Genomic DNA, 20,888 nt, shown 5'->3' with positions numbered 1-20,888 from the left:
TCACAGGGGGAGAAGCGGAATCACCATGTTCATACATGCCTCCGACCAATGACGGTCGGTCGGTGATCCGTTCGCATCATGAGGGGAAATCAGATGCTCTCTTACACAAGACTGGGTGTCGCGCTCGGCACGGCCATGCTCGTGGCCATCACCGGCGTGACGACCCCGGGCGCCTCGGCGCAGGTTTCGGGCAAGGCGCCCGCCGTCGTGGAACCCGACAACAGTCCGCGGCAGATCTACATCGTCGGTTACGTCGAACCCGCACTCGCCAACTACGAGGGCGATCGCGCCGGCATTCCCGCGCCGCGTCGCCAGGGCGGCGCCGGTGGCCGCATCGACGTCCAGAGCGGCGAGGCGCGCGCGTATGTCGCCGACCTCGCGCGCCAGCAGGGCGAACACGTGGCGCGTGCGGGCCGCATGCTCGGCCGCCAGCTGCAGGTGCGCAGGCGCATGCAGCATGCGCTCAACGGCGTGGTCACCGACCTGACGCGCAACGAAGCCGCCGCACTGGCGGGCATGGCCGAGGTCGCGTTCGTCGAGCCCTATCGCGAATACGAGATGGACACCGACGTCGGCCCCCGGCGGATCGGCGCGGACAAGGTGTGGGCCGGCGGCAGCGGCCTGCCGCCGGGACAGACCCTGCCGTCGACGCCCAAGCTCCCGGGTGCGCGCGGCGAGGGCATCGTGTTCGGCATCGTCGACTCGGGCATCAATTTCGGCAGCCCCTCGTTCAGCGCCGTCGCCAGCGACGGCTACCACCACGTCAACCCGAACGGTGCCGGCAACTATCTGGGTACCTGTGCACCCGGTGGCGTTGACGAAGGACGCTGCAACGACAAGCTCATCGGTGGCTACGACTTCGTCTGCGAAGCCCCGGGCAACCGCTGCGGCGTGGCCGGCATCCTCGAAGAGCCCGGCTTCGGCGACACCAATGGCCACGGCTCGCATACGGCATCGACGGCGGCGGGCAACCCGCGCACGGTCGAGTTCCGCGGCGCCAGCGTGAACATCTCCGGCGTCGCGCCGCGTGGCAACATCATCGCCTACGACGTGTGTTACACGCGCACCAGCGACGGCAACGGCCTGTGCCCGAACGTGTCGTCCGCGGCGGCGATCGACCAGGCCGTGGCCGATGGCGTCGACGTCATCAACTTCTCCATCGGCGGCGGTGCCGCGCCCTGGAGCGAGGCGGTATCGCAGGCGTTCCTCGGTGCGTCGGATGCCGGCGTGTTCGTCGCGGCATCGGCCGGCAATTCCGGCCCGGCCGCCGGGACCCTGGGCCACCACGAGCCCTGGGTGACCACCGTCGCCGCAGCGACCCATGGCCGCCAGGGCTTCGAGTTCATCCTCGACCTGACCGGTCCCGGCGCACCGCCGGCCGCGGTCCAGGGCGTGGTGCTCACGCCCGGCGGCAGCGGCGTCGCGCACGAGTCCGCGATCCCGGGTACCACGGCCTTCGTGGTCGCGCCGGACTTCGACAGCGGCACCGATGCGTGTTCGGCCTACGGCGCCAACGTGTTCCAGGGTGCGATCGCCTTCGTCCGCCGCGGCGGCTGCTCGTTCAGCATCAAGACCAACAACGCATCGGCCGCCGGCGCGATCGCGGTGGTCATCGCCAACAACGCCGACGGCGGCCTGAGTCCCTCGGTCCCGGGCACCACCATCCCGGCCTTCGCGATCACCCGCGTCGACGGCGATGCGGTGCGGGACTTCGCCAGCGGGGTGTCGGCCACGGCGGCGATCGGCTATCCGGCGCAGGTCATCGCCAACACGCCCGACGTGCTCGGTGCCTTCAGTTCGCGCGGGCCGGCCAACTACGAGCTGGTCAAGCCCGACATCACCGCGCCCGGCGTGGCGGTGCTGGCCGCCGACGCGGGTTCGACCATCGAAGGCTTCGAAGACCTGGTGGGCCTGAAGAACGGCACCTCCATGGCATCGCCGCACGTGGCCGGCGCAGCGGGCCTGATCAAGCAGTTGAACCCGACCTGGACGCCCGCCGAAATCAAGTCGGCGCTGATGATGACCGCCGACCAGGAGGTCTACATCGAGGACGGCGAGACCCGGGCCGATGCCTTCGCCATGGGCGCGGGCCGCGTGCAGGTGCGCAACGCCTCGCGTACCGGCCTGGTCATGGACGAGACCACCGCCAACTACCTGGCGGCCAATCCGGTCGAGGGCGGCGACACCAGCACGCTCAACCTGCCGAGCATGAATGAGCAGGCCTGCGTGGGCTTCTGCACCTTCACCCGCACCTTCCGCAGCGTGCGTCGTCCCAACGTGCTGTGGACCGCGCGCCTGGAAGGGGTCAAGGGCATCGTCTGGCCCGCGCTGTTCATGGTGAAGGGCGACCAGGAGGTCTCGCTCACCGTGATCGTGGACGGTCGCAAGCTGCCGGCCGACGACAGCTGGAATTTCGGCAAGCTGGTGCTGGAGCCGGTCGGGCACTCGCCGCACGTGGCGACCCTGCGCTTGCCGGTCGCGGTGTCCGTGCCGTCGCCGCGCATCGCCACGGCGCCGGCGGACGGCGCGTCGTTGACGCTCAAGGCGGGCCGCCGGGGCGTGGTCGCCGCGAAGGTCGCCAACGAAGGCGGTGGCTGGCTGGAGTGGAACCACCAGCCCAGTGGCGCGGTCAGCGACGTGGTCTACGCCTCGACCAGCGAGGGCGTCACCACGGGCACGCTGAGCGCCTTCATGCCCGATTACGGCTCGGGCTTCTACGCCGCCGACGACTTCGTGATGGAGGAGGGCGGCGCGATCGACTTCCTGGCCACGCGCGGATTCGTCGTCAGCGGCGCCAGCCTGCAGTCGACCGCGAGCAGCATCACCTGGTCGATCTACGCGGACGATGGCGGCAAGCCGGCCGGTTATCCGCGCACGCCCGGTTCGACGCCCCCGTTGTGGACGTACACGGCCGCACCCAACAGTGCGGGCATCGGCGTCTCCGACAGTTGGCTGCAGTTCGACCCGACCCTCGCCGGACAGGACGTGCAGCTGCCGCCGGGCACCTACTGGCTGCACGTGCACGTAGAGACCCTGCTCGCCAACCGCTGGGCCTGGTACCAGTCGCTGCAGGGCATCGGCGGCCAGGCCCAGGTGGTGCAGTCGCCCGAGCTGGGCGGGACCTGGGGCGCGACCTCGGCGACCAATCCCGGCCTGGCCTTCCAGGTGAACGCCGCGTCGCAGTGCGGTGCCGCGTGGATCGGCGCGGTGCTGCCGGGCAGTGGCCGCGTCTACGGCGGCACCGACCGCACGGTACTGCTGAGCGTCAACGCGGCCGGCCTTGCGCCGGGCGAATACCGCGCGCGTGCCTGTTTCGCCAGCAACGACCCCAGCCAGCCGGTGGCCAGCCTGCCGGTCAGGTTGACGGTCACGCCTTGACGGAGACCGGACCCGGGCGGGCATCGCCCGTCCGGGTCATCCGGGGGCAGCTGGGACGCGATACGCCCGTTCAGGCACGGCGGGGGCGGGATCTTCCATTGCCCCGGGGGCTGGGCTAGAATTGCCGGCTTACCTCGCCGTCCTGGCGACTGGGCAACACAGGAAACCGAAAAGATGGTCAAGATCCGCCTGACGCGTGGTGGCGCCAAGAAGCGTCCCTTCTACCACATCATCGTCACCGACAGCCGCAACCCGCGCGATGGCCGCAACATCGAGCGCCTGGGCTATTACAACCCCGTCGCCACCGGTGGCGAGAAGCGCATCGAGCTGGACACCGAGCGCGTCAAGCACTGGGTGGGCACCGGCGCGCAGCTGACCGACAAGGTCGCCACGCTGTACAAGGAAGCGCTCAAGGGCGCCGACGCACCGGCTGCCAAAGCCTGAGTGCGGGGCTGCGTCGAGGCGCGGCCGCATGTCCGTGGAAACGCCAGGGCGCCGCATCCTGCTGGGCAGGGTGCTCGGCGCCTTTGGCTTGCGTGGTGAGCTGAAGTTCGAGTCCTGGACCGAACCGCGCGAGGCCCTGTTCCGCTACCAGCCCTGGATCCTGCGCGACGCGCAGGGCAATGAACGCCAGGTCAGCGGCGCACGCGGCAAGGCCAGCGGCAAGTACCTCGTGGGCCACCTGCCCGACGTGATCGACCGCGACGCGGCGGAAGCCGCGCGCGGGACCGAGATCTACATCCCGCGCGACGCGCTGCCCCCGCCCCGGCCCGGCGAGTACTACTGGGCCGACCTGGAGGGCCTGCGCGTGGTCAATGCCGAGGGGATCGACCTGGGCACGGTCTCGCACCTGTTCTCGACCGGGGCCAATGACGTCCTGGTCGCGCGCGACGACGAGCGCGAGCGCATGATTCCCTTCGTCCAGCCGCAATACGTGACCGGCGTGGACTTCGAAGCCGGCATCGTCAGCGTCGACTGGGACGCCGACTTCTGATCCCGCGGGCCGGGGCCGGTGCGACCGCCCGTCCCGCGCCGCCGCGTCGCGCGTGATGGCCCCGGCCGGCGGCGACGCGATAGAGTCGACCCCCATCCCCGTTCACCGGTTTCCACGCCCCCATGCGCATCGACGTCGTCAGCCTGTTCCCGGAGTTCATCGCCCAGTGCGCCGCGTTCGGCGTGGTGGGCCGTGCCGGCGAGCGCGGCCTGCTGTCCCTGCATGGCTGGAACCCCCGCGACCATGCGGAGGGCAACTACCGTCGCGTGGACGATCGGCCCTTCGGCGGCGGCCCGGGCATGGTGATGCTGATCGACCCCTTGCGCGCCTGCCTGCGGGCCGTGCGCGCGGCCGACCCGCGTCCCGCCCGCGTGATCTACATGAGCCCCCAGGGGCGTCCGCTGGACCAGGCCAAGGTGCGCGAGCTGGCGGCCTGCGAGCGGTTCGTGCTGCTCTGCGGGCGCTACGAGGGAGTCGACGAGCGCTTGCTCCAGGCCGAGGTCGACGAGGAGCTCTCGATCGGCGACTACGTGCTGTCGGGAGGCGAACTGGCCGCCGCGGTGGTCGTGGACGCCGTGGCCCGTCTCCAGGACGGCGCCCTCAACGACGCCGAGTCCGCGGTCCAGGACAGTTTCGAGGATGGGCTGCTCGACTGCCCCCATTACACGCGTCCGGTCGAGCATGAACTGGGCACCGTGCCGGAGGTGCTGATGTCGGGCAACCACGCGCGTATCGCCCGCTGGCGGCGGATGCAGTCGCTGGGGCGTACCTGGCTGCGCCGCCCCGACCTGGTCGACGAAGCGGCGCTCACGCCCGCCGATCGCGCCCTGCTCGAGGAGTGGAAGGCCGGTCCCGAGGGCGTCCGGGTCCTGCCGGACGGCCGTGCCGGCGAGCCGCCTGAACAGGCGGAGTAGGCGCCCGCGACCCCAGTGGCGCCGGGGCGGGGAAATCCGTTACAATTAGCGGCTTACGTTCCAACCAGCCAGACGCGGGTCCACGTGCACTCGCGCTACAACGACTCCAACAGGCCAGAACCATGACCCAGCCCTCTCTCAATACGCTTCTGCAGAACTTCGAAGCCGAGCAGGAACAGCGCGAGCTGCCCGAGTTCGGTCCCGGCGACACCGTGGTCGTCAACGTCAAGGTGAAGGAAGGCAACCGCGAACGCCTCCAGGCCTATGAGGGCGTCGTGATCGCGCGCAAGAGCGCCGGCCTGAATTCCTCCTTCACCGTGCGCAAGATCTCGCACGGCTTCGGCGTCGAGCGCGTGTTCCAGAGCCACAGCGCGATCATCGACTCGGTCAGCGTCAAGCGTCGCGGCAAGGTCCGCGCCGGCAAGCTGTACTACCTGCGCGGCCTGGAAGGCAAGAAGGCCCGCATCAAGGAAGACCTGGCGGCTTACGCGAAGGCCAAGGCCAAGTAAGACGTACCCGCCCGGGTTTCCGCAGCGGCCGCCCCATGGGCGGCCGTTTGCGTTCTGGTGCCGGCTCGCCGGCAAACGACCCGCTAGACTTCCTCCCATGGCGCACATTCCATCCCCCGACGGCAGCACGCCTGCCGACGACGCGGCCACGGTACGGCTCGACCTGTGGCTGTGGGCCGCCCGCTTCTTCAAGACGCGCGGCCTGGCGCGGCAGGCGATCGAGAACGGCAAGATCGAGGTCGGCGGGCAGCGGCCCAAGCCCTCGCGTTCGGTGCGCGTGGGCGATGCACTGCGCGTCGCGCGCGGCGAGGAACTGTTCGACGTGCGGGTCCTGGGCCTGAGCGATACGCGCGGGCCGGCCGCCGTGGCGCGCACCCTGTACGAGGAGAGCGAGGATTCGCGCGCCGCGCGCGAACAGGCACGTGCCTTGCGCGTGGCCGCCCACGCCGGCTACCGGGCGCCGGAAGGCAAGCCCGACAAGCGGGCGCGGCGCCTGATCCGCGCGCTGGGCGACATCGACGCGACCTGATCCGGGCGGGGGGCTCAACGTCCGCCGAATATCGAGCCGCCCAGGCGAACGAGGTCGCCCAGGTCGGCATCGCCATCGCCGTCCTGGTCGAGGACCGCGCCGAGCAGGCCGCCCGCAAGTCCGCCCGACTCGCTGATGCGGCGGCTCTCCTGGCCGAGCACGCTGCCCAGGCTTTGCGGTGTCGGTGACAGCGGCGCGGTGCCGGCGGGCGCGGGATCGGATGAGAACATCCGCCGGGCCAGGTAGGCCAGGACCAGGGGCGCGAGCATCTTCAGCAGGTTGCCCGCGCGGTCGCCGTCCAGCCCGGTGCTGGCCTCGATTCCGCGGACGGCAGTCTGCTGTCGCGCGCCCAGTACGTGGTCGAGGATGCCAGCGCCCTGGCCGCCACCGCCCAGCACGGCGCCCAGCACACTGCCGATGTCCTCGCCGGCATGGTCGCGCTGCAGCGCGCCGAACAGGGCGTCGGCCCCTTGGGGCTGGCTGGCGTTGCGGCCCAGCGCGCCCAGCAGCAGGGGCAGGGCGGTGGCGACCGCGCCCTGTACCTGGCTGTCGGAGAGGCCAAGCTGGCGGCCGATGTCGGAAAGTGGCTGGCCCTGCAGGCGGCCGAGCAGGTCCTGTGCGATCGGACTGGTCATGGGCGTGTCATCCATGCGGTCGGGCCCCCATCCTACGCCCGCCGGCCGCTCCGGGCGCACGCTCAGGGATCCGGCGGTCGGAGGATCGGCAACTCGGTGTTGCGGCGGAATTCGAAGATCAGCTGGGTCTGGATGTGGGCCACTTCCTCGCGCTCGGTGAAAGCGGTCAGGGCGAGTTCGCGCAGGTGGTCGCTGTCGCGCACGCCGACGTGGACGAGGAAGTCGTCCGCCCCTGCCAGATGGTAGAAGGCGAGCACCTCCCGGAGGCCCTGCAGGTGGCGGTGGAAGCTGTCGACCATCGCGCGCGAGTGGCGGGCGAGCCGGACCACGACCATGGCCTGCAACCCGATGCCGATCGCGGCCGGGTTGATCTCCGCGTGGTAGCCCTGGATCGTCCGCGACTCATGCATGCGGCGGACACGCTCCAGAGCGGTCGACGGCGCGATCCCGGCTTTCTCGGCCAGGGTCTTGTTGGGCAGCCGTGCATTCTTCCGCAACAGCCGGAGCAGGGCGAAGTCGGTTCGGTCGAGTCGGAACATACCGGCACCTTTGCGAATATCGTTCGGCTTGAAGGTTATCAGGCGTAGAAGCTTCTAGCATCGGATGGATTTCCGATGAAATGGTGCCGTCATGACCCGATTTTCGACCCGTGCCGTACACGCCGGCCGCGATGAGCTTCGCCGGCTCGGCGTGCATGCGCCACCGATCGACCTGTCCACGACCTACCCGGTGACCGACCTCGACGCGGGGACCGCCAGCTTCGACGCCCTGGTGGGGGGGCAGGCACGCGCCGACAATCCCATCTATGCCCGGCTGCACAATCCGACCGTGGCCCGCGTGGAGGATGCGCTGGCCGCGCTGGAGGGCACCGGCGCCTGCGTTGCCTTCGGCTCGGGCATGGCGGCGCTGACCGCCGTGCTGATGGCCCGCCGTGCCCACGGCGCCCATGTGCTGGTCGTGCGCCCGCTGTATGGCACCTCCGATCATCTGCTGGCCAGCGGCCTGTGCGGGATCGAGGCCGAATTCGTCGAGGCCGGTGAGATCGCTTCGCGCCGCCGCGCCGATACCACGCTGGTGATCGTCGAGACCCCCGCCAATCCGACCTTGGACCTGGTCGACATTCGGGCTGCGGTGGCCGCTGCGGGCGAGGTCCCGGTGCTGGTCGACTCCACGTTCGCCACGCCGGTGCTGCAGAACCCGGCCGCACTCGGCGCGCGCTACGTGCTGCACAGCGCCACCAAGTTCCTTGGCGGGCATGGCGACGTGATCGCCGGCGTGGTGTGCTGCGCCGACGAGGACGCCCGCCCGCTGCGCACCGTGCGTGCAGCGACGGGGGGGCTGTTGCACCCGTTGGCAGCCTACCTGCTGCATCGCGGGCTGCCGACGCTGGCGCTGCGCGTGGAGCGTGCGCAGAAGAATGCCGAGGTGCTCGCCGAGCGCTTGCAGGCGCACCCGAGCGTCGCGAAGGTGTTCTACCCGGGACTGGGCACCGTCAGGAACGCCGCGCTGCACTGGACCCAGATGCGCGGCCCCGGTTGCCTGGTTGCCTTCGAGCTGGCGCACGGCCATGCCGCCGCGGCGTCGGTGATGCGCGAAGTGAAGCTGCTCACGCCCGCGGTCAGCCTGGGTTCGGTCGACACCCTCATCCAGCACCCGGCCGGCCTGACCCACCGGGTGGTCGGTGAGGCCGACCAGCTCGCCCACGGCATCACGCCCGGATTGCTGCGTCTGTCGGTGGGCATCGAGCATGTCGACGACCTGTGGGCGGATCTGTCGCGCGCGCTGGAGGCGGTGCCGGCTGGCGTGCATCGGGACGCAGCGGCGGCGTAGTCGCGAAGGTCAAGGCCAGGGACCAGAGACAAGTGCGTCGTAGGGTGGTTAGAGCCGAAGGCGAAACCCACCGTCGCGAGGTTTCGTGCCATACGCACGATGGGTTTTTGCTTCGCGCTACCGTTCCTACAACCCTGCCTCTCATCGCGCGTCGTAGGGTGGGTAGAGCTGAAAGCGAAACCCACCGTCGCGACATTTCGTGCCATACGCACGATGGGTTTTGCGTCGCGCTACCCATCCTACGGCCCTGCCTTGCCGAGGCCCCGTGGACGCGCATGCCGGTGGACGCACATGAAAAAAAGCCCGGCGGATGCCGGGCTTTTTCGCGAGCACGCGTCGGACTGCTCAGGCCAGGTCGAAGCGGTCCAGCTCCATCACCTTGTGCCAGGCGGCGACGAAGTCCTTGATGAACTTGTCCTGCCCGTCCGCGCTGCCATAGACCTCCGACAGCGCGCGCAGCACCGAGTTCGAACCGAAGACCAGGTCCACGCGGGTGCCGATCCACTTGAGCGCGCCGCTCTTGCGGTCGCGGCCCTCGAAGGCGTCACGCGCATCGGAGGTGGGCTTCCACTCGGTGCCCATGTCGAGCAGGTTGCGGAAGAAGTCGTTGCTGAGCACGCCGGGGCGATCGGTGAACACCCCGTGCGTCGCGCCGCCGCTGTTCGCGCCCAGCACGCGCAGGCCGCCGACCAGGGCGGTCATTTCCGGCGCGGTCAGGGTGAGCAGCTGCGCCTTGTCCACCAGCAGGTGTTCGGCCGGGATGGCGTAGCGGGCCTTGGCGAAGTTGCGGAAGCCATCGGCGACGGGTTCCAGGGGCGCAAAGGAATCGACGTCGGTCTGCGCCTGCGAGGCATCGGTGCGTCCGGGCGAGAAGGGCACGCTCACGCTGGCGCCGCCGTCGCGCGCGGCCTTCTCGATCGCGGCGCCGCCGCCGAGCACGATCAGGTCGGCGATCGACACCTGCTTGCCGTTCGACTGGGCGCGGTTGAAGTCCGCCTGGATGCCCTCCAGCACCTTGAGCACCTTGCCCAGGCGGGCCGGGTCGTTGGCCGCCCAGTCCTTCTGCGGGGCCAGCCGCACGCGTGCGCCGTTGGCGCCGCCGCGCTTGTCGCCGCCGCGGAAGGTCGAGGCCGAGGCCCAGGCGGCGGCCACCAGGTCACCGACCGGGAGGCCGGACGCGAGGATCCTGTCCTTCAGCGCGGCGATGTCCTGGTCGTCGATCGACGGGTAGTCGGCGGCCGGCACCGGGTCCTGCCAGATCAGTTCCTCGTCGGGCACTTCCGGACCCAGGTAACGGCTGCGCGGTCCCATGTCGCGATGGGTCAGCTTGAACCAGGCGCGCGCGAATGCGTCGGCGAACTGGTCGGGGTTCTCCAGGAAGCGGCGCGATATCTTCTCGTAGGCCGGATCCATGCGCAGCGAGAGGTCGGTGGTGAGCATGGTCGGCAGGAGCTTGCGGTCCTTGTCGTAGGCATGCGGGATCGACGGTTCCGCGTTCTTGGCGACCCACTGCTGGGCGCCAGCGGGGCTCTTGGACAGCTCCCACTCGTGGCCGAAGAGGTTCTCGAAGAAGCTGTTGCTCCATTGGGTCGGCGTCTTCGACCAGGTGACTTCCAGGCCGCTGGTGATGGTGTCGGCGCCCTTGCCGCTGCCATGGCGGTTGTGCCAGCCGAAGCCCTGGGCCTCGAGCTCGTCGGCCTCCGGCTCGGAGCCGACGTTGTCGGCGGCGGCCGCGCCATGGGTCTTGCCGAAGCTGTGGCCGCCGGCGATCAGGGCGACGGTTTCCTCGTCGTCCATGGCCATGCGGCCGAAGGTGTCGCGGATGTCGTGCGCGGCGGCGATGGGATCGGGGTTGCCGTCCGGGCCTTCCGGGTTGACGTAGATCAGGCCCATCTGCACCGCCGCGAGGGGGTTCTCGAGCCGGCGGCTGTGCTGGTCGCCATCGGCATCGTCGTCGGACACCAGCACGGCGTGGTCGCCGCCCTTGACCACGCCCTCGTCGCCGTGGGCGTAGCGCACGTCTCCGCCCAGCCAGGTGGTCTCGCGGCCCCAGTAGACGTCCTGGTCGGGTTCCCAGGTGTCCTCGCGGCCGCCGCCGAAACCGAAGGTGCGGAAGCCCATCGTCTCCAGCGCCACGTTGCCGGCGAGGATCATCAGGTCGGCCCAGGAGATCGCCTGGCCGTACTTCTGCTTGATCGGCCACAGCAGGCGGCGCGCCTTGTCGAGACTTACGTTGTCCGGCCAGCTGTTGAGCGGGGCGAAGCGTTGCTGTCCGCGACCTCCGCCGCCGCGGCCGTCGCCGATGCGGTAGGTGCCGGCGCTGTGCCAGGCCATGCGGATCATCAGGCCGCCGTAGTGGCCGAAGTCGGCGGGCCACCAGTCCTGCGAGTCGGTCATCAGGTCGGCCAGGTCCTGCTTGAGTGCGGCGTAGTCCAGGCCCTTGAACGCCTTGGCGTAGTCGAAGTCCGGATCGAGCGGATTGGAGCGGGTCGAATGCTGGTTGAGCAGGTCCAGCCGCAGCCGGTTCGGCCACCAGTCCTGGTTCTGGGTGCCGCCACCGGCGGTCGCGTGGAAGGGGCACTTCTTTTCGCTGGACATGGTCGATCTCCTTGGGCCATTCGCACCCGGGCCCATGCCCGGGCATTCAGTAGGGGGCGTCGCGCACGCGTCGGGTTCCCATGGGGGGCCGGGCGGCGGAAGCACCCGACCACCGTACGCCGGTCCCGTTCATATCTGAAATTGAATGTTCTGTTCGTTGGGATAGCGCTGGGCTATCGCCAGGCGGGCGCGGAGGGCCGCATCATGCGCCCGGAACGATGACGGAATCGTCCACGTGCCGGCCCCGCGACGCTGCGGTTACCATCGTCCCCCTCCGCCGCCACCGACCCACGTCCCGCCTCCATGACCGATCCCCGAGCCGCCATCGCCCCCGCCGACATGATCGCCCGCAGCGCGGCCCACTTCGCCGCGGAGGGGTTCAGCGTGTTGCGCGGGGTGCTGGCGCCGGCCGAAGCGGAACTGTGCGCCAACTACGCGGTGATGCAGACCGGCGTGCCGGGCTACTACACCGTCGAGGAAACCCTCGGCTCGCAGGGCCGCTATGCCGACACGCTCTCGGAATGCCTGCTGCTGCGGGTGCTGCCGCTGATGGAGCGCGTCGCCGGCGGTCCGCTCCACCCGTGCTATTCGTACCTGCGGGTCTACATGCCCGGCGCCGAGCTGCCGCGGCACCTGGACCGGCCCTCCTGCGAGATCAGCACCTCGCTGACCCTGGGCTTCGATGCCGACCAGCCCTGGACGCTGGGCGTGCAGGCGGGCGGCCGCGATCTCGAGCTCCCGCTGGCCCCGGGCGACATGCTCGCTTACAAGGGGGCGGAACTGCCGCACTGGCGGGGGCGTTTCGACGGACGCTACTGGGTGCAGGTGTTCCTGCACTACGTGCGCGCGGACGGCGAGTTCGCCGACTACCGCTTCGATGGCCGCGACCGCATCGGCCCGTTCGACCCGGCTCGGCAGGTCCGGCGCTTCGACGCCGCGCCGTCGACCGGTGCGGGCGGCGAGGCCTCCTGACGCCCGCGTTCCGGCCGGTCCGAGAGCGGCGCGCGCAGGTGTGCTGACACGCGCTGTCAGCAGGTGCGGCGTAACGTGGTCCCCTTGTCCCGCAGTCCTTCAAGGAGGAACCGCCGATGTCCACGCTGACCCTGTATACCCACCCCGAGTCCCGCGGCGTCGTCGCGCGCTGGATGCTCGAGGAAACCGGCCAGCCCTACCGCACCGAGTACCTCGAGTACGGCACGACGATGAAGTCGCCGGAGTACCTGGCGATCAACCCGATGGGCAAGGTGCCCGCGATCCGCCACGACACCACCGTGGTGACCGAGAACGCCGCCATCTGCGCCTATCTCGCCGATGCGTTCCCGGCCGCCGGCCTGGCGCCGCCCTCGGGCAGCCGCGAGCGCGGCGATTACTACCGCTGGCTGTTCTTCGTCGCGGGACCTCTGGAAGCGGCGGTCCTGACCAAGATGGGAGGGGCGACGCTGGATCCGCGTTCGGCCGGCTACGGTTCTCTTGAGGACGTGCTGGCGACGCTGGAGTCGCTGGTGTCCAGCCGTGAGTTCGTGGCCGGCGAGCGCTTCAGTGCGGCCGACCTGATGCTGTCGGCCTACCTGGGCTGGTACATGCAGTTCGGCGTCATCGACAAGCGCCCGGCCTTCGAGGCCTACGCTGCCCGCCATGCCGGCCGCGAGGCAGGCGTGCGCGCGCGCGCCAGCGAAGCCGAGCGCGCCGCCGCCAAGGCCTGAGTCAGGCCAGCGACTTCAGGCGGTACAGGGCTTCGAGCGCCTGCTTCGGGGTCAGGTCGTCCGGGTCCAGCCCGGCCAGCGCTTCCATCGCCGCCGATGGCGCGGAGAACAGCGTGGCCTGGCGCGGCGCGTCCAGCACTTCCGGCACCAGCGGTGCCGCGCTGGGCGCGTCGCGGCCGCGCTGCTCCAGCTCGGCCAGGCGGCCCTTGGCCTGCTGTACCACCGAGCGCGGCAGGCCGGCCAGCGCCGCGACCTGGAGGCCGAAGCTGCGATTCGCCGGGCCGTCCTTGACCGCGTGCATGAAGACCAGGCGGTCGCCGTGTTCGCGGTCGTGGTGCTCGACCGCGTCCAGGTGCACGTTGGTGATCCCGCTGCCGGGTTCGGCGAGCGCGGTGAGCTCGAAGTAATGCGTCGCGAACAGCGTGTAGGCGCGGTTGTGGTGGGCGAGATGGCGCGCGCAGGCGTCGGCCAGGGCCAGGCCGTCGTAGGTGGAGGTGCCGCGGCCGATCTCGTCCATCAGCACCAGCGATTCCGCGGTGGCGTGGTGGAGGATGTAGCTGGTCTCGCTCATCTCCACCATGAAGGTGGACTGCCCGCGGGCGAGGTCGTCGCCGGCGCCGATGCGGGTCAGGATGCGGTCGATCGGACCGATCGAGGCGCGTGCGGCCGGCACGAAGCTGCCGATGTGGGCGAGCAGCACGATCAGCGCGTTCTGCCGCATGTAGGTGCTCTTGCCGCCCATGTTCGGGCCGGTGATGACCAGCATCCGGCGTGACTCGTCGAGCACCAGGTCGTTGGGCTCGAAGGGGTCCTCGCGCACCGCCTCCACCACCGGGTGGCGGCCGCGCTCGATGTGCAGGCAGGGCCGTTCGTCCAGCTCCGGTCGCGTCCAGTCCAGCGCCTGCGCGCGTTCGGCCAGGCCGGCGAGCACGTCCAGTTCGGCCAGCGCGGCCGCGCACGCGCGCAGCGGCGGCAGGCGTTCGTTGAGCGTGTCCAGCAGTTCTTCGTACAGCAGGCGTTCGCGGGCCAGGGCGCGCTCGCGCGCGGACAGCACCTTGTCCTCGAAGTCCTTCAGCTCTTCGGTGATGTAACGCTCGGCGTTGGCCAGCGTCTGCCGCCGCGTGTAGTGAGTCGGCGCCTTGCCGGCCTGGGCCTTGCTGATCTCCAGGTAGTAGCCGTGCACGCGGTTGTAGCCGACCTTCAGCGTGGGGATGCCGCTGGCCTCGCGTTCGCGCGCTTCCAGTTCGACCAGGAACTGGTCGGCGTTGCTCGACAGGCGCCGCAGTTCGTCGAGTTCGGCGTCGTGGCCGTCGGCGAACACGCCGCCGTCGCGGGCCAGCACCGGCGGCTGCTCGACGATGGCCGAGGCCAGCAGTCGCGCGTGCGCGTCGTGTTCGCCCAGGGCCTCGAGCAGGGCCGCCAGGCGCGGTGCGTCCAGGGGCGAGAGCAGGGCATGCACGCCCGGCAGCAGTCCCAGGCCGTCGCGCAGCGTGGACAGGTCGCGCGGCCGCGCGCTGCGCAGGGCGATCCGCGACAGGATGCGCTCGAGGTCGCCGAGGGCACGGAAGCGTTCGCGCAGGTCCTCGCCCGCGCCGGTGTCCACCAGGGTCTCGACCGCCTGGTGGCGCAGGCGCAGCGTCGGCCGGTCGCGCAGGGGACGGTGCAGCCAGCGGCGCAGCAGGCGTCCGCCCATTGGTGTCACCGTGCTGTCGAGCACGCCGAGCAGGGTGTGGCGGGTGTCGCCGTCGACGCGGGTATCCAGCTCCAGGTGGCGCCGGGTGGCGGCGTTCATCGCGATCGCGCCGTCGCCGGATTCGACCGCGATCGAGGCCAGGTGCGGCAGCCGCTGCTTCTGCGTTTCCTCCACGTAGCCCAGCAGGGCAGCGGCGGCGGCGATCGACAGCGGCTTGTCCTCGATGCCGAAGCTGCCCAGGTCGTGCAGGTTGAAGAAGCGCAACAGCTGGCGTCGTCCGCTGTCGGCGTCGAACAGCCAGGGCGGGCGGCGGCGCAGGCCGCCGCGTCCGGTGACGAAACCCGGCCAGCCATCCTCGTCGGCGACCAGGGTCTCGGCCGGCTCGAGGCGGGCGAGCTCGGCTTCCAGGGTGTCGTCGCCGGCGACTTCGTTGACCAGGAAGCGCCCGGCCGCGAGGTCGGCCCAGGCCAGGCCATAGCCGTTGCGGCCCCGCGCGATCGCCAGCAGCAAGGTGTCGCGGCGCTCGTTGAGCAGGGCCTCGTCGGTGACCGTGCCGGGGGTGATGATGCGCACGACCTTGCGCTCGACCAGGCCCTTGCTGGCGGCCGGATCGCCGATCTGCTCGCAGATCGCGACCGACTCGCCCAACGCCACCAGCCGCGCCAGGTAGCCTTCCGCGGCGTGGTGCGGCACGCCGGCCATCGGGATCGGCGCGCCCCCGGAGCTGCCGCGCTGGGTCAGGGTGATGTCGAGCAGCCGCGCTGCCTTGCGCGCATCGTCGTAGAACAACTCGTAGAAGTCGCCCATGCGGAAGAACAGCAGCACGTCCGGATGCTCCGCCTTGGCGGCGAAGAACTGCTTCATCAGGGGCGTGTGCTCGGGCGTCTTGTCGGCGCTCTTGGACATCGGCTCGCTTGGCTGGTCGTGGGGCGGGCAGGGCGGGCCCGCCGCGGCCATCGATTGTAACGGCTGGGTCAAGCCCGCCCGGGAGCCGCCGCGGGGGCCTCTCGACTTCAAAACCATTGTTCCAGTATTATCGAACAATGGATGACACCGCCGCGCTCGACGCCCTTGCCGGACTGGCCCAGAAGACCCGACTGGCGATCTTCCGCCACCTGGTCGAGGCCGGCCCGACGGGGGCCACCCCGGCCGAGCTGGGCGAGGCGCTCGGCATCGCCGCGACGACGCTGTCGTTCCACCTCAAGACCCTGGCCCAGGCCGGCCTGGTCGATGCCGACCCGCAGGGCCGGAGCATCACTTACCGTGCCGACTTCGCCGCCATGCAGGGGCTGGTCGATTACCTCACCGACAATTGCTGCGGAGGCGACGCCGCGGCGTGCGGGCCGGCCGGTCGCGGCGGAGACTGCGCATGAGCCCGAACGACACGCTGGACCGGCTGGATCCGGTGGACGTGGTGATCTACCACAACCCCGATTGCGGCACCTCGCGCAACACCCTGGCGATGATCCGCAATGCCGGCATCGAGCCGCACGTGGTCGAGTACCTCAAGTCGCCGCCCACCCGCGCGATGCTCGAGTCGCTGCTGGCCCGCATGGGCATTGGGGCGCGCGAGCTCCTGCGCGAGAAGGGAACGCCCTACGCTGAGCTCGGCCTGGACGACCCGTCGCTGGACGACGCGGCCCTGCTCGATGCGATGGTCGCCCATCCCATCCTGGTCAACCGGCCGATCGTGGTCTCGCCGCTCGGCGTGGCCCTGTGCCGACCCTCCGAGCGCGTGCTCGACCTGTTGCCGTCACCGCAACGGGCGGCGTTCGCGAAGGAAGACGGCGAAGCCGTGGTCGATGCCGCGGGCCACCGCGTGGGAGCGACGCGATGAGCCGGCCTGCTGGCCGGCTGTCATGGCTGGACCGCTACCTCACCGTGTGGATCTTCGCCGCGATGGCGCTGGGCATCGGACTGGGGCTCGCGTTCGAGGGCCTGCCCCTCGCACTCGACCGCATGTCGATCGGCGGCACCAACCTGCCGATCGCGATCGGCCTGGTGCTGATGATGTATCCGCCCCTGGCCCGGGTGCGCTATGAGTCGCTGCACCGGGTATTCGAGGACCGGCGGGTGCTCGCCCTGTCGCTGCTGCAGAACTGGGTGGTCGGTCCGATCCTGATGTTCGCCCTGGCGGCGATCTTCCTGCACGACAGTCCCGAGTACATGACCGGCCTGATCCTGATCGGCCTGGCGCGCTGCATCGCGATGGTGCTGGTCTGGAACCGGCTGGCCTGTGGCGACAACCAGTACGTGGCCGCCCTGGTGGCCTTCAACTCGATCTTCCAGATCGCGTTCTTCAGTGTCTATGCCTGGTTCTTCCTGTCGGTACTGCCGCCCCTGTTCGGCCTGCAGGGCAGCGTGGTCGACGTCGGGTTCGCCACCATCGCCCGCGCGGTGCTCACCTACCTGGGCCTGCCGTTCCTGGCCGGCTGGCTGACCCGCTACGTGCTGCGCAGGCGGAAGGGCGACGACTGGTACGAGCAGGTCTTCCTGCCGCGGATCGCGCCGCTGACGCTCGTCGCCTTGTTGTTGACCATCGCGGCGATGTTCACCCTGAAGGGCGGCGACGTGGTGCGGCTGCCACTTGACGCGCTGCGCATCGCGATCCCGCTGGCGATCTACTTCGTGGTGATGTTCGTGGTCAGCTACCTGATGGGCCGCCTGGTCGCGATCGACTATCCACGCACCACCGCCCTGGCCTTCACCGCGGCCAGCAACAACTTCGAGCTGGCCATCGCGGTGGCCATCGCCGCTTTCGGGCTCGCCTCGCAGGTGGCGTTCGCGACGGTCATCGGGCCGCTGGTGGAGGTGCCGGTGCTGGTCGCACTGGTCCACGTCGCGCTGTGGATCGGGCGCCGCTGGTTCCCCGGGACGCTGCCCGACGATGCGCGTGCCGCCCTGACGCCGGATCGGCGGGAGGCGGCCGCATGAGCCCGGCCGGGCACGTCCGGGGGCCGCGCGAACGCATGTTGCCGGACCCCGACCGGCTGCCGGCGCTGGAGCCGTCGCAGCTGCAGCTTGACGCGCTGCGTGCCGGGATCGACGGCCATCCGCCGCGGATCCTGCTCCTCTACGGTTCGCTGCGCGAGCGTTCCTACTCGCGCCTCGCCGTTGAGGAGGCGGCGCGCCTGCTGCGCTTGATGGGCGCGGAACCGCGCATCTTCGACCCGCGCGACCTGCCGCTTCCGGACCAGGCCGGCGCCGAGGACCATCCGGCGGTGCGGGAACTGCGCGCGTTGTCGCTGTGGTCGGAGGGTCAGGTCTGGTGCTCGCCCGAGCGCCACGGCCAGCTCACCGGCGTGATGAAGGCGCAGGTCGACCACCTGCCGCTGTCGATGGGCGGCATCCGTCCGACCCAGGGACGGACGCTGGCGGTGATGCAGGTGTCGGGCGGCTCGCAGTCGTTCAACGCCGTCAATTCGCTGCGCCTGCTCGGGCGCTGGATGCGCATGTTCACCATCCCCAACCAGTCGAGCGTGGCCAAGGCCTGGCAGGAGTTCGACGACGAGGGCCGCATGAAGCCCTCGGCGTACTACGACCGCATCGTCGACGTGATGGAGGAGCTGGTCCGTTTCACCGTGCTGCTGCGGCCGCACGCCGGGCGCCTCACCGACCGCTATTCCGAGCGCCGCGAAGCAGCGTCGCGCCTGGCGCGCCAGGCGCTGTCGTCCTGAGGGCTCAGCGCAGCAGCAGGACCGGGATGTTGCACTGGCGGAGCACCGTGGTGGTGGTGCTGCCGACGATCAGCTGGCGGATGCGCGAGTGGCCATAGGCGCCCATCACCAGCAGCTCGATCCGCTGCCGTTCGACCTCGGCGGCGATCACCGTGTCCGGGGTGCCGGGCAGGCATTGCGCCTCCACCTCGAAACCGGCCTCGCGTAGCCGCGCGGCGGCGGCCTGGAACCCACGGGGCTCGGCGTCGCCGACCGCCAGCAGGCGACAGGGCATGCCGGCGAGCAGGGGGCTGGCGACCACCATCTCCACGCACTTGGCGGTGGTGGCACTGCCGTCGAAGGCGATCATGAAGCCGCGCGGTGCCTTGAACGCGCGCGCCGCCACCAGCACCGGGCGGTGGACCGCGCGCACCACGCGCTCCAGGTTGCTGCCGAGGTGGGCCTTGGCGAAGTCCGCGTGCTCGCCGCGCTTGCCGACCACGAACAGGCGCACGTCTGCTTCGATGTCGAGCAGGTTGTCGACCAGTGCGCCATGGCGCAGCCGGCACTCGGCCTCCATGTCCACCTGCTCGGCGAGGCGCTCGCGCGCCAGGTCGAGCAACTCGCGCCCGCGGGCCTGCGCGAGCCTCGCGCGCTCGGCATCCACGCTCGCCAACTGCTCCAGCAGCACTTCGCGGTCGCCGAGCGCCAGGCTCCCGCTCAGGTCCTCGCTCGAACCGCTGTTCGCGCGGTCGATCGCGTGGAGCAGGGTCAGGGGGGCGCCTAGGCGCGACGCGGCCCAGGCCGCGGTCCCGGCGACGCTGAACGTATAGGACGATGCGTCCAGGGCCGCCACCACCCGGCCGTCGGTCTTGATCAGTGACGTCATCGTTGCGCTCCTCAGTGGTCGCCCATCAGGCGTTCGGCATCGGGTTTGTCGTGCACGCCCAGGCGATCGATGATGGTGCGACTGGCGGTGTTGAGGCCGCGCACGTCGACGTCGGCGCCCTCGCGCCGGAACTTCATCACCACCTTGTCCAGCGCGCCCACCGCGCTGAGGTCCCAGAAATGGGCGCCGGAGACGTCGATCACCACGCGGTCGAGCGCCTCCTTGAAGTCGAACGCGGCGACGAACTGTTCGCTGGAAGCGAAGAACACCTGCCCGGTGACCACGTAGGTGCGCTCCCGGCCATCGCCGCTGGCATTCGACCCCACATGGAGCACGCGGCCGACCTTGCGGGCGAAGAAGATGCCCGACAGCAGCACGCCGGTCAGCACACCCTTGGCCAGGTCGTGGGTGAAGACGGTGACGATCACCGTCGCCAGCATGACCACGCTCGACGTGCCCGGATGGGTGCGCAGGTTGAGGATCGACGTCCAGCTGAACGTGCCGATGGAGACCATGATCATCACCGCCACGAGCGCCGCCATCGGGATCTGTTTGACCCAGGGGCCGGCGAACACCACCAGTACCAGCAGGACGGAGCCGGCGACCAGGGTCGACAGGCGCCCGCGTCCGCCCGACTTCACGTTGATGACGGACTGGCCGATCATCGCGCAGCCGGCCATGCCGCCGAGCATCCCCGCGGCGATGTTCGCCACGCCCTGTCCGGCGCATTCGCGATTGCGGTCGCTCGGCGTGTCGGTCAGGTCGTCGACGATCTGAGCGGTGAGCAGCGACTCCAGCAGGCCTACCACCGCGAGCGTGGCCGAGTAGGGCGCGATGATCCGCAGCGTCTCCCAGTCCAGCGGCACGTCCGGCAGCAGGAAGACCGGCAGGCTGTCGGGCAGCTCGCCCATGTCGCCGACGGTGCGGATGTCCAGGCCCAGCGTGACCGCGACGATGGTCAGGACCACGATGGCGACCAGCGGCGACGGGATCGCGCGCGTCAGTCGCGGGAACAGGTAGATGATCGCCAGGCCCGCTGCGGTCATCGCGTAGACCGGCCAGGGTACGTCGATGAGTTCGGGCAGCTGGGCCATGAAGATCAGGATCGCCAGGGCGTTGACGAAACCGGTGACGACCGAGCGCGAGACGAAGCGCATCAGCCCGCCCAGGCGCAGCAGGCCGGCGACGATCTGGAAACCGCCGGTCAGCAGGGTGGCGGCCAACAGGTACTGCAGGCCGTGGTCCTTGACCAGGTCGACCATCACCAGCGCCATCGCGCCGGTCGCCGCGGAAATCATGCCCGGACGGCCGCCGGTGAAGGCGATGACCACCGCGATGCAGAACGAGGCGTACAGGCCGACCTTGGGGTCGACGCCGGCGATGATCGAGAACGCAATCGCCTCGGGGATCAGGGCCAGGGCGACGACCAGCCCGGCAAGGACGTCGCCGCGGACATTGGAGAACCATTGCTGGCGCAGGGACATGGACATGGTCGGGTCTCGCCGCGTCGGGCGCGGCCGGTTCGGGTTCTGGAAGTCCGGAGCCCCGCGGGCGGGGATC

The 20,888-nt window shown here is 70.3% G+C and carries 19 protein-coding genes; 13 read left to right on the top strand and 6 right to left on the bottom strand.

Translation table 11 applies throughout. The annotated features are described in order from the left end of the window. The first annotated feature begins 93 nt into the window (after positions 1-93). The 6 genes from FKV25_RS13920 (at position 94) to FKV25_RS13895 (ending at position 6,324) form a co-directional block, all read left to right on the top strand. A complete protein-coding gene (locus FKV25_RS13920; RefSeq protein ID WP_170218649.1) occupies positions 94-3,378 on the top strand; it encodes a S8 family serine peptidase in 3,285 nt (1,094 codons plus the stop codon). Positions 3,379-3,552: 174 nt separating this feature from the next. Continuing rightward, positions 3,553-3,822 carry a 30S ribosomal protein S16 gene (rpsP, locus tag FKV25_RS13915; protein WP_141519393.1) on the top strand — a complete coding sequence of 90 codons (270 nt, stop codon included), beginning with the start codon at positions 3,553-3,555 and terminating at the stop codon, positions 3,820-3,822. Between the two features lie 28 nt (positions 3,823-3,850). Further along, positions 3,851-4,372: a ribosome maturation factor RimM gene (gene rimM / locus FKV25_RS13910; RefSeq protein WP_425462634.1), complete on the top strand. Its 522-nt coding sequence runs from the start codon at positions 3,851-3,853 to the stop codon at positions 4,370-4,372. A gap of 122 nt (positions 4,373-4,494) precedes the next feature. Beyond that, on the top strand, positions 4,495-5,286 hold the full coding sequence (trmD, locus tag FKV25_RS13905; RefSeq protein ID WP_141519392.1) for a tRNA (guanosine(37)-N1)-methyltransferase TrmD: 792 nt from the start codon (positions 4,495-4,497) through the stop codon (positions 5,284-5,286). 122 nt (positions 5,287-5,408) lie between these two features. Continuing rightward, a complete protein-coding gene (gene rplS / locus FKV25_RS13900) occupies positions 5,409-5,795 on the top strand; it encodes a 50S ribosomal protein L19 (RefSeq protein ID WP_141519391.1) in 387 nt (128 codons plus the stop codon). A gap of 97 nt (positions 5,796-5,892) precedes the next feature. Next, on the top strand, positions 5,893-6,324 hold the full coding sequence (locus FKV25_RS13895; protein ID WP_141519390.1) for an RNA-binding S4 domain-containing protein: 432 nt from the start codon (positions 5,893-5,895) through the stop codon (positions 6,322-6,324). 14 nt (positions 6,325-6,338) lie between these two features. Here the strand turns inward: FKV25_RS13895 and FKV25_RS13890 are convergent, their stop codons facing one another. Beyond that, the gene (locus FKV25_RS13890; RefSeq protein ID WP_211345448.1) at positions 6,339-6,959 is read right to left on the bottom strand and encodes a DUF937 domain-containing protein; all 621 of its coding nucleotides are present in this window, start codon (positions 6,957-6,959) and stop codon (positions 6,339-6,341) included. Positions 6,960-7,021: 62 nt separating this feature from the next. After that, positions 7,022-7,498 (bottom strand): Lrp/AsnC family transcriptional regulator, encoded by a 477-nt coding sequence (locus FKV25_RS13885; RefSeq protein ID WP_141519388.1) that lies wholly within the window; start codon positions 7,496-7,498, stop codon positions 7,022-7,024. 91 nt (positions 7,499-7,589) lie between these two features. Between FKV25_RS13885 and FKV25_RS13880 the strand changes: the two genes are divergently transcribed. Next, positions 7,590-8,789 (top strand): trans-sulfuration enzyme family protein, encoded by a 1,200-nt coding sequence (locus FKV25_RS13880; protein WP_141519387.1) that lies wholly within the window; start codon positions 7,590-7,592, stop codon positions 8,787-8,789. Positions 8,790-9,134: 345 nt separating this feature from the next. Here FKV25_RS13880 and katG read toward each other — a convergent pair whose 3' ends face one another. After that, positions 9,135-11,387, bottom strand: a complete 2,253-nt coding sequence (katG, locus tag FKV25_RS13875; RefSeq protein ID WP_141519386.1) for a catalase/peroxidase HPI — start codon at positions 11,385-11,387, stop codon at positions 9,135-9,137. Between the two features lie 303 nt (positions 11,388-11,690). Between katG and FKV25_RS13870 the strand changes: the two genes are divergently transcribed. Both FKV25_RS13870 and FKV25_RS13865 read left to right on the top strand, forming a co-directional pair. Beyond that, positions 11,691-12,359, top strand: coding sequence for a hypothetical protein (locus FKV25_RS13870; protein ID WP_141519385.1), 669 nt, complete (start codon positions 11,691-11,693; stop codon positions 12,357-12,359). 116 nt (positions 12,360-12,475) lie between these two features. Beyond that, positions 12,476-13,090: a glutathione S-transferase family protein gene (locus FKV25_RS13865; protein ID WP_141519384.1), complete on the top strand. Its 615-nt coding sequence runs from the start codon at positions 12,476-12,478 to the stop codon at positions 13,088-13,090. A gap of 1 nt (position 13,091) precedes the next feature. Here the strand turns inward: FKV25_RS13865 and mutS are convergent, their stop codons facing one another. Beyond that, positions 13,092-15,689: a DNA mismatch repair protein MutS gene (gene mutS, locus FKV25_RS13860; RefSeq protein ID WP_246072100.1), complete on the bottom strand. Its 2,598-nt coding sequence runs from the start codon at positions 15,687-15,689 to the stop codon at positions 13,092-13,094. Between the two features lie 137 nt (positions 15,690-15,826). Here mutS and FKV25_RS13855 point away from each other — a divergent pair, with 137 nt between their 5' ends. The 4 genes from FKV25_RS13855 to arsH are packed head-to-tail and all read left to right on the top strand — an operon-like array spanning position 15,827 to position 18,460. Continuing rightward, positions 15,827-16,156 (top strand): ArsR/SmtB family transcription factor, encoded by a 330-nt coding sequence (locus FKV25_RS13855; protein WP_141519383.1) that lies wholly within the window; start codon positions 15,827-15,829, stop codon positions 16,154-16,156. A 32-nt stretch (positions 16,157-16,188) separates the two neighbouring features. Next, positions 16,189-16,620, top strand: a complete 432-nt coding sequence (gene arsC, locus FKV25_RS13850) for an arsenate reductase (glutaredoxin) (protein WP_141519438.1) — start codon at positions 16,189-16,191, stop codon at positions 16,618-16,620. Next, positions 16,617-17,717, top strand: a complete 1,101-nt coding sequence (arsB, locus tag FKV25_RS13845) for an ACR3 family arsenite efflux transporter (RefSeq protein WP_141519382.1) — start codon at positions 16,617-16,619, stop codon at positions 17,715-17,717. Before arsC ends, arsB begins: the two co-directional genes overlap by 4 nt. Before the next feature lie 35 nt (positions 17,718-17,752). Beyond that, the gene (arsH, locus tag FKV25_RS13840) at positions 17,753-18,460 is read left to right on the top strand and encodes an arsenical resistance protein ArsH (RefSeq protein WP_141519437.1); all 708 of its coding nucleotides are present in this window, start codon (positions 17,753-17,755) and stop codon (positions 18,458-18,460) included. A 4-nt stretch (positions 18,461-18,464) separates the two neighbouring features. Here the strand turns inward: arsH and FKV25_RS13835 are convergent, their stop codons facing one another. Together FKV25_RS13835 and FKV25_RS13830 are read right to left on the bottom strand one after the other, a co-directional pair. Further along, the gene (locus FKV25_RS13835) at positions 18,465-19,328 is read right to left on the bottom strand and encodes a universal stress protein (RefSeq protein ID WP_141519381.1); all 864 of its coding nucleotides are present in this window, start codon (positions 19,326-19,328) and stop codon (positions 18,465-18,467) included. Between the two features lie 11 nt (positions 19,329-19,339). Continuing rightward, on the bottom strand, positions 19,340-20,818 hold the full coding sequence (locus FKV25_RS13830) for a SulP family inorganic anion transporter (RefSeq protein ID WP_141519380.1): 1,479 nt from the start codon (positions 20,816-20,818) through the stop codon (positions 19,340-19,342). Positions 20,819-20,888: the final 70 nt, after the last annotated feature.

Origin of the sequence: Marilutibacter aestuarii, assembly GCF_006546775.1 — a bacterium.
Taxonomy (GTDB): Bacteria; Pseudomonadota; Gammaproteobacteria; order Xanthomonadales; family Xanthomonadaceae; genus Marilutibacter; species Marilutibacter aestuarii.
Note: the sequence above shows the minus strand (reverse complement) of the source record. Positions and strands in the feature narration are given on the sequence as shown.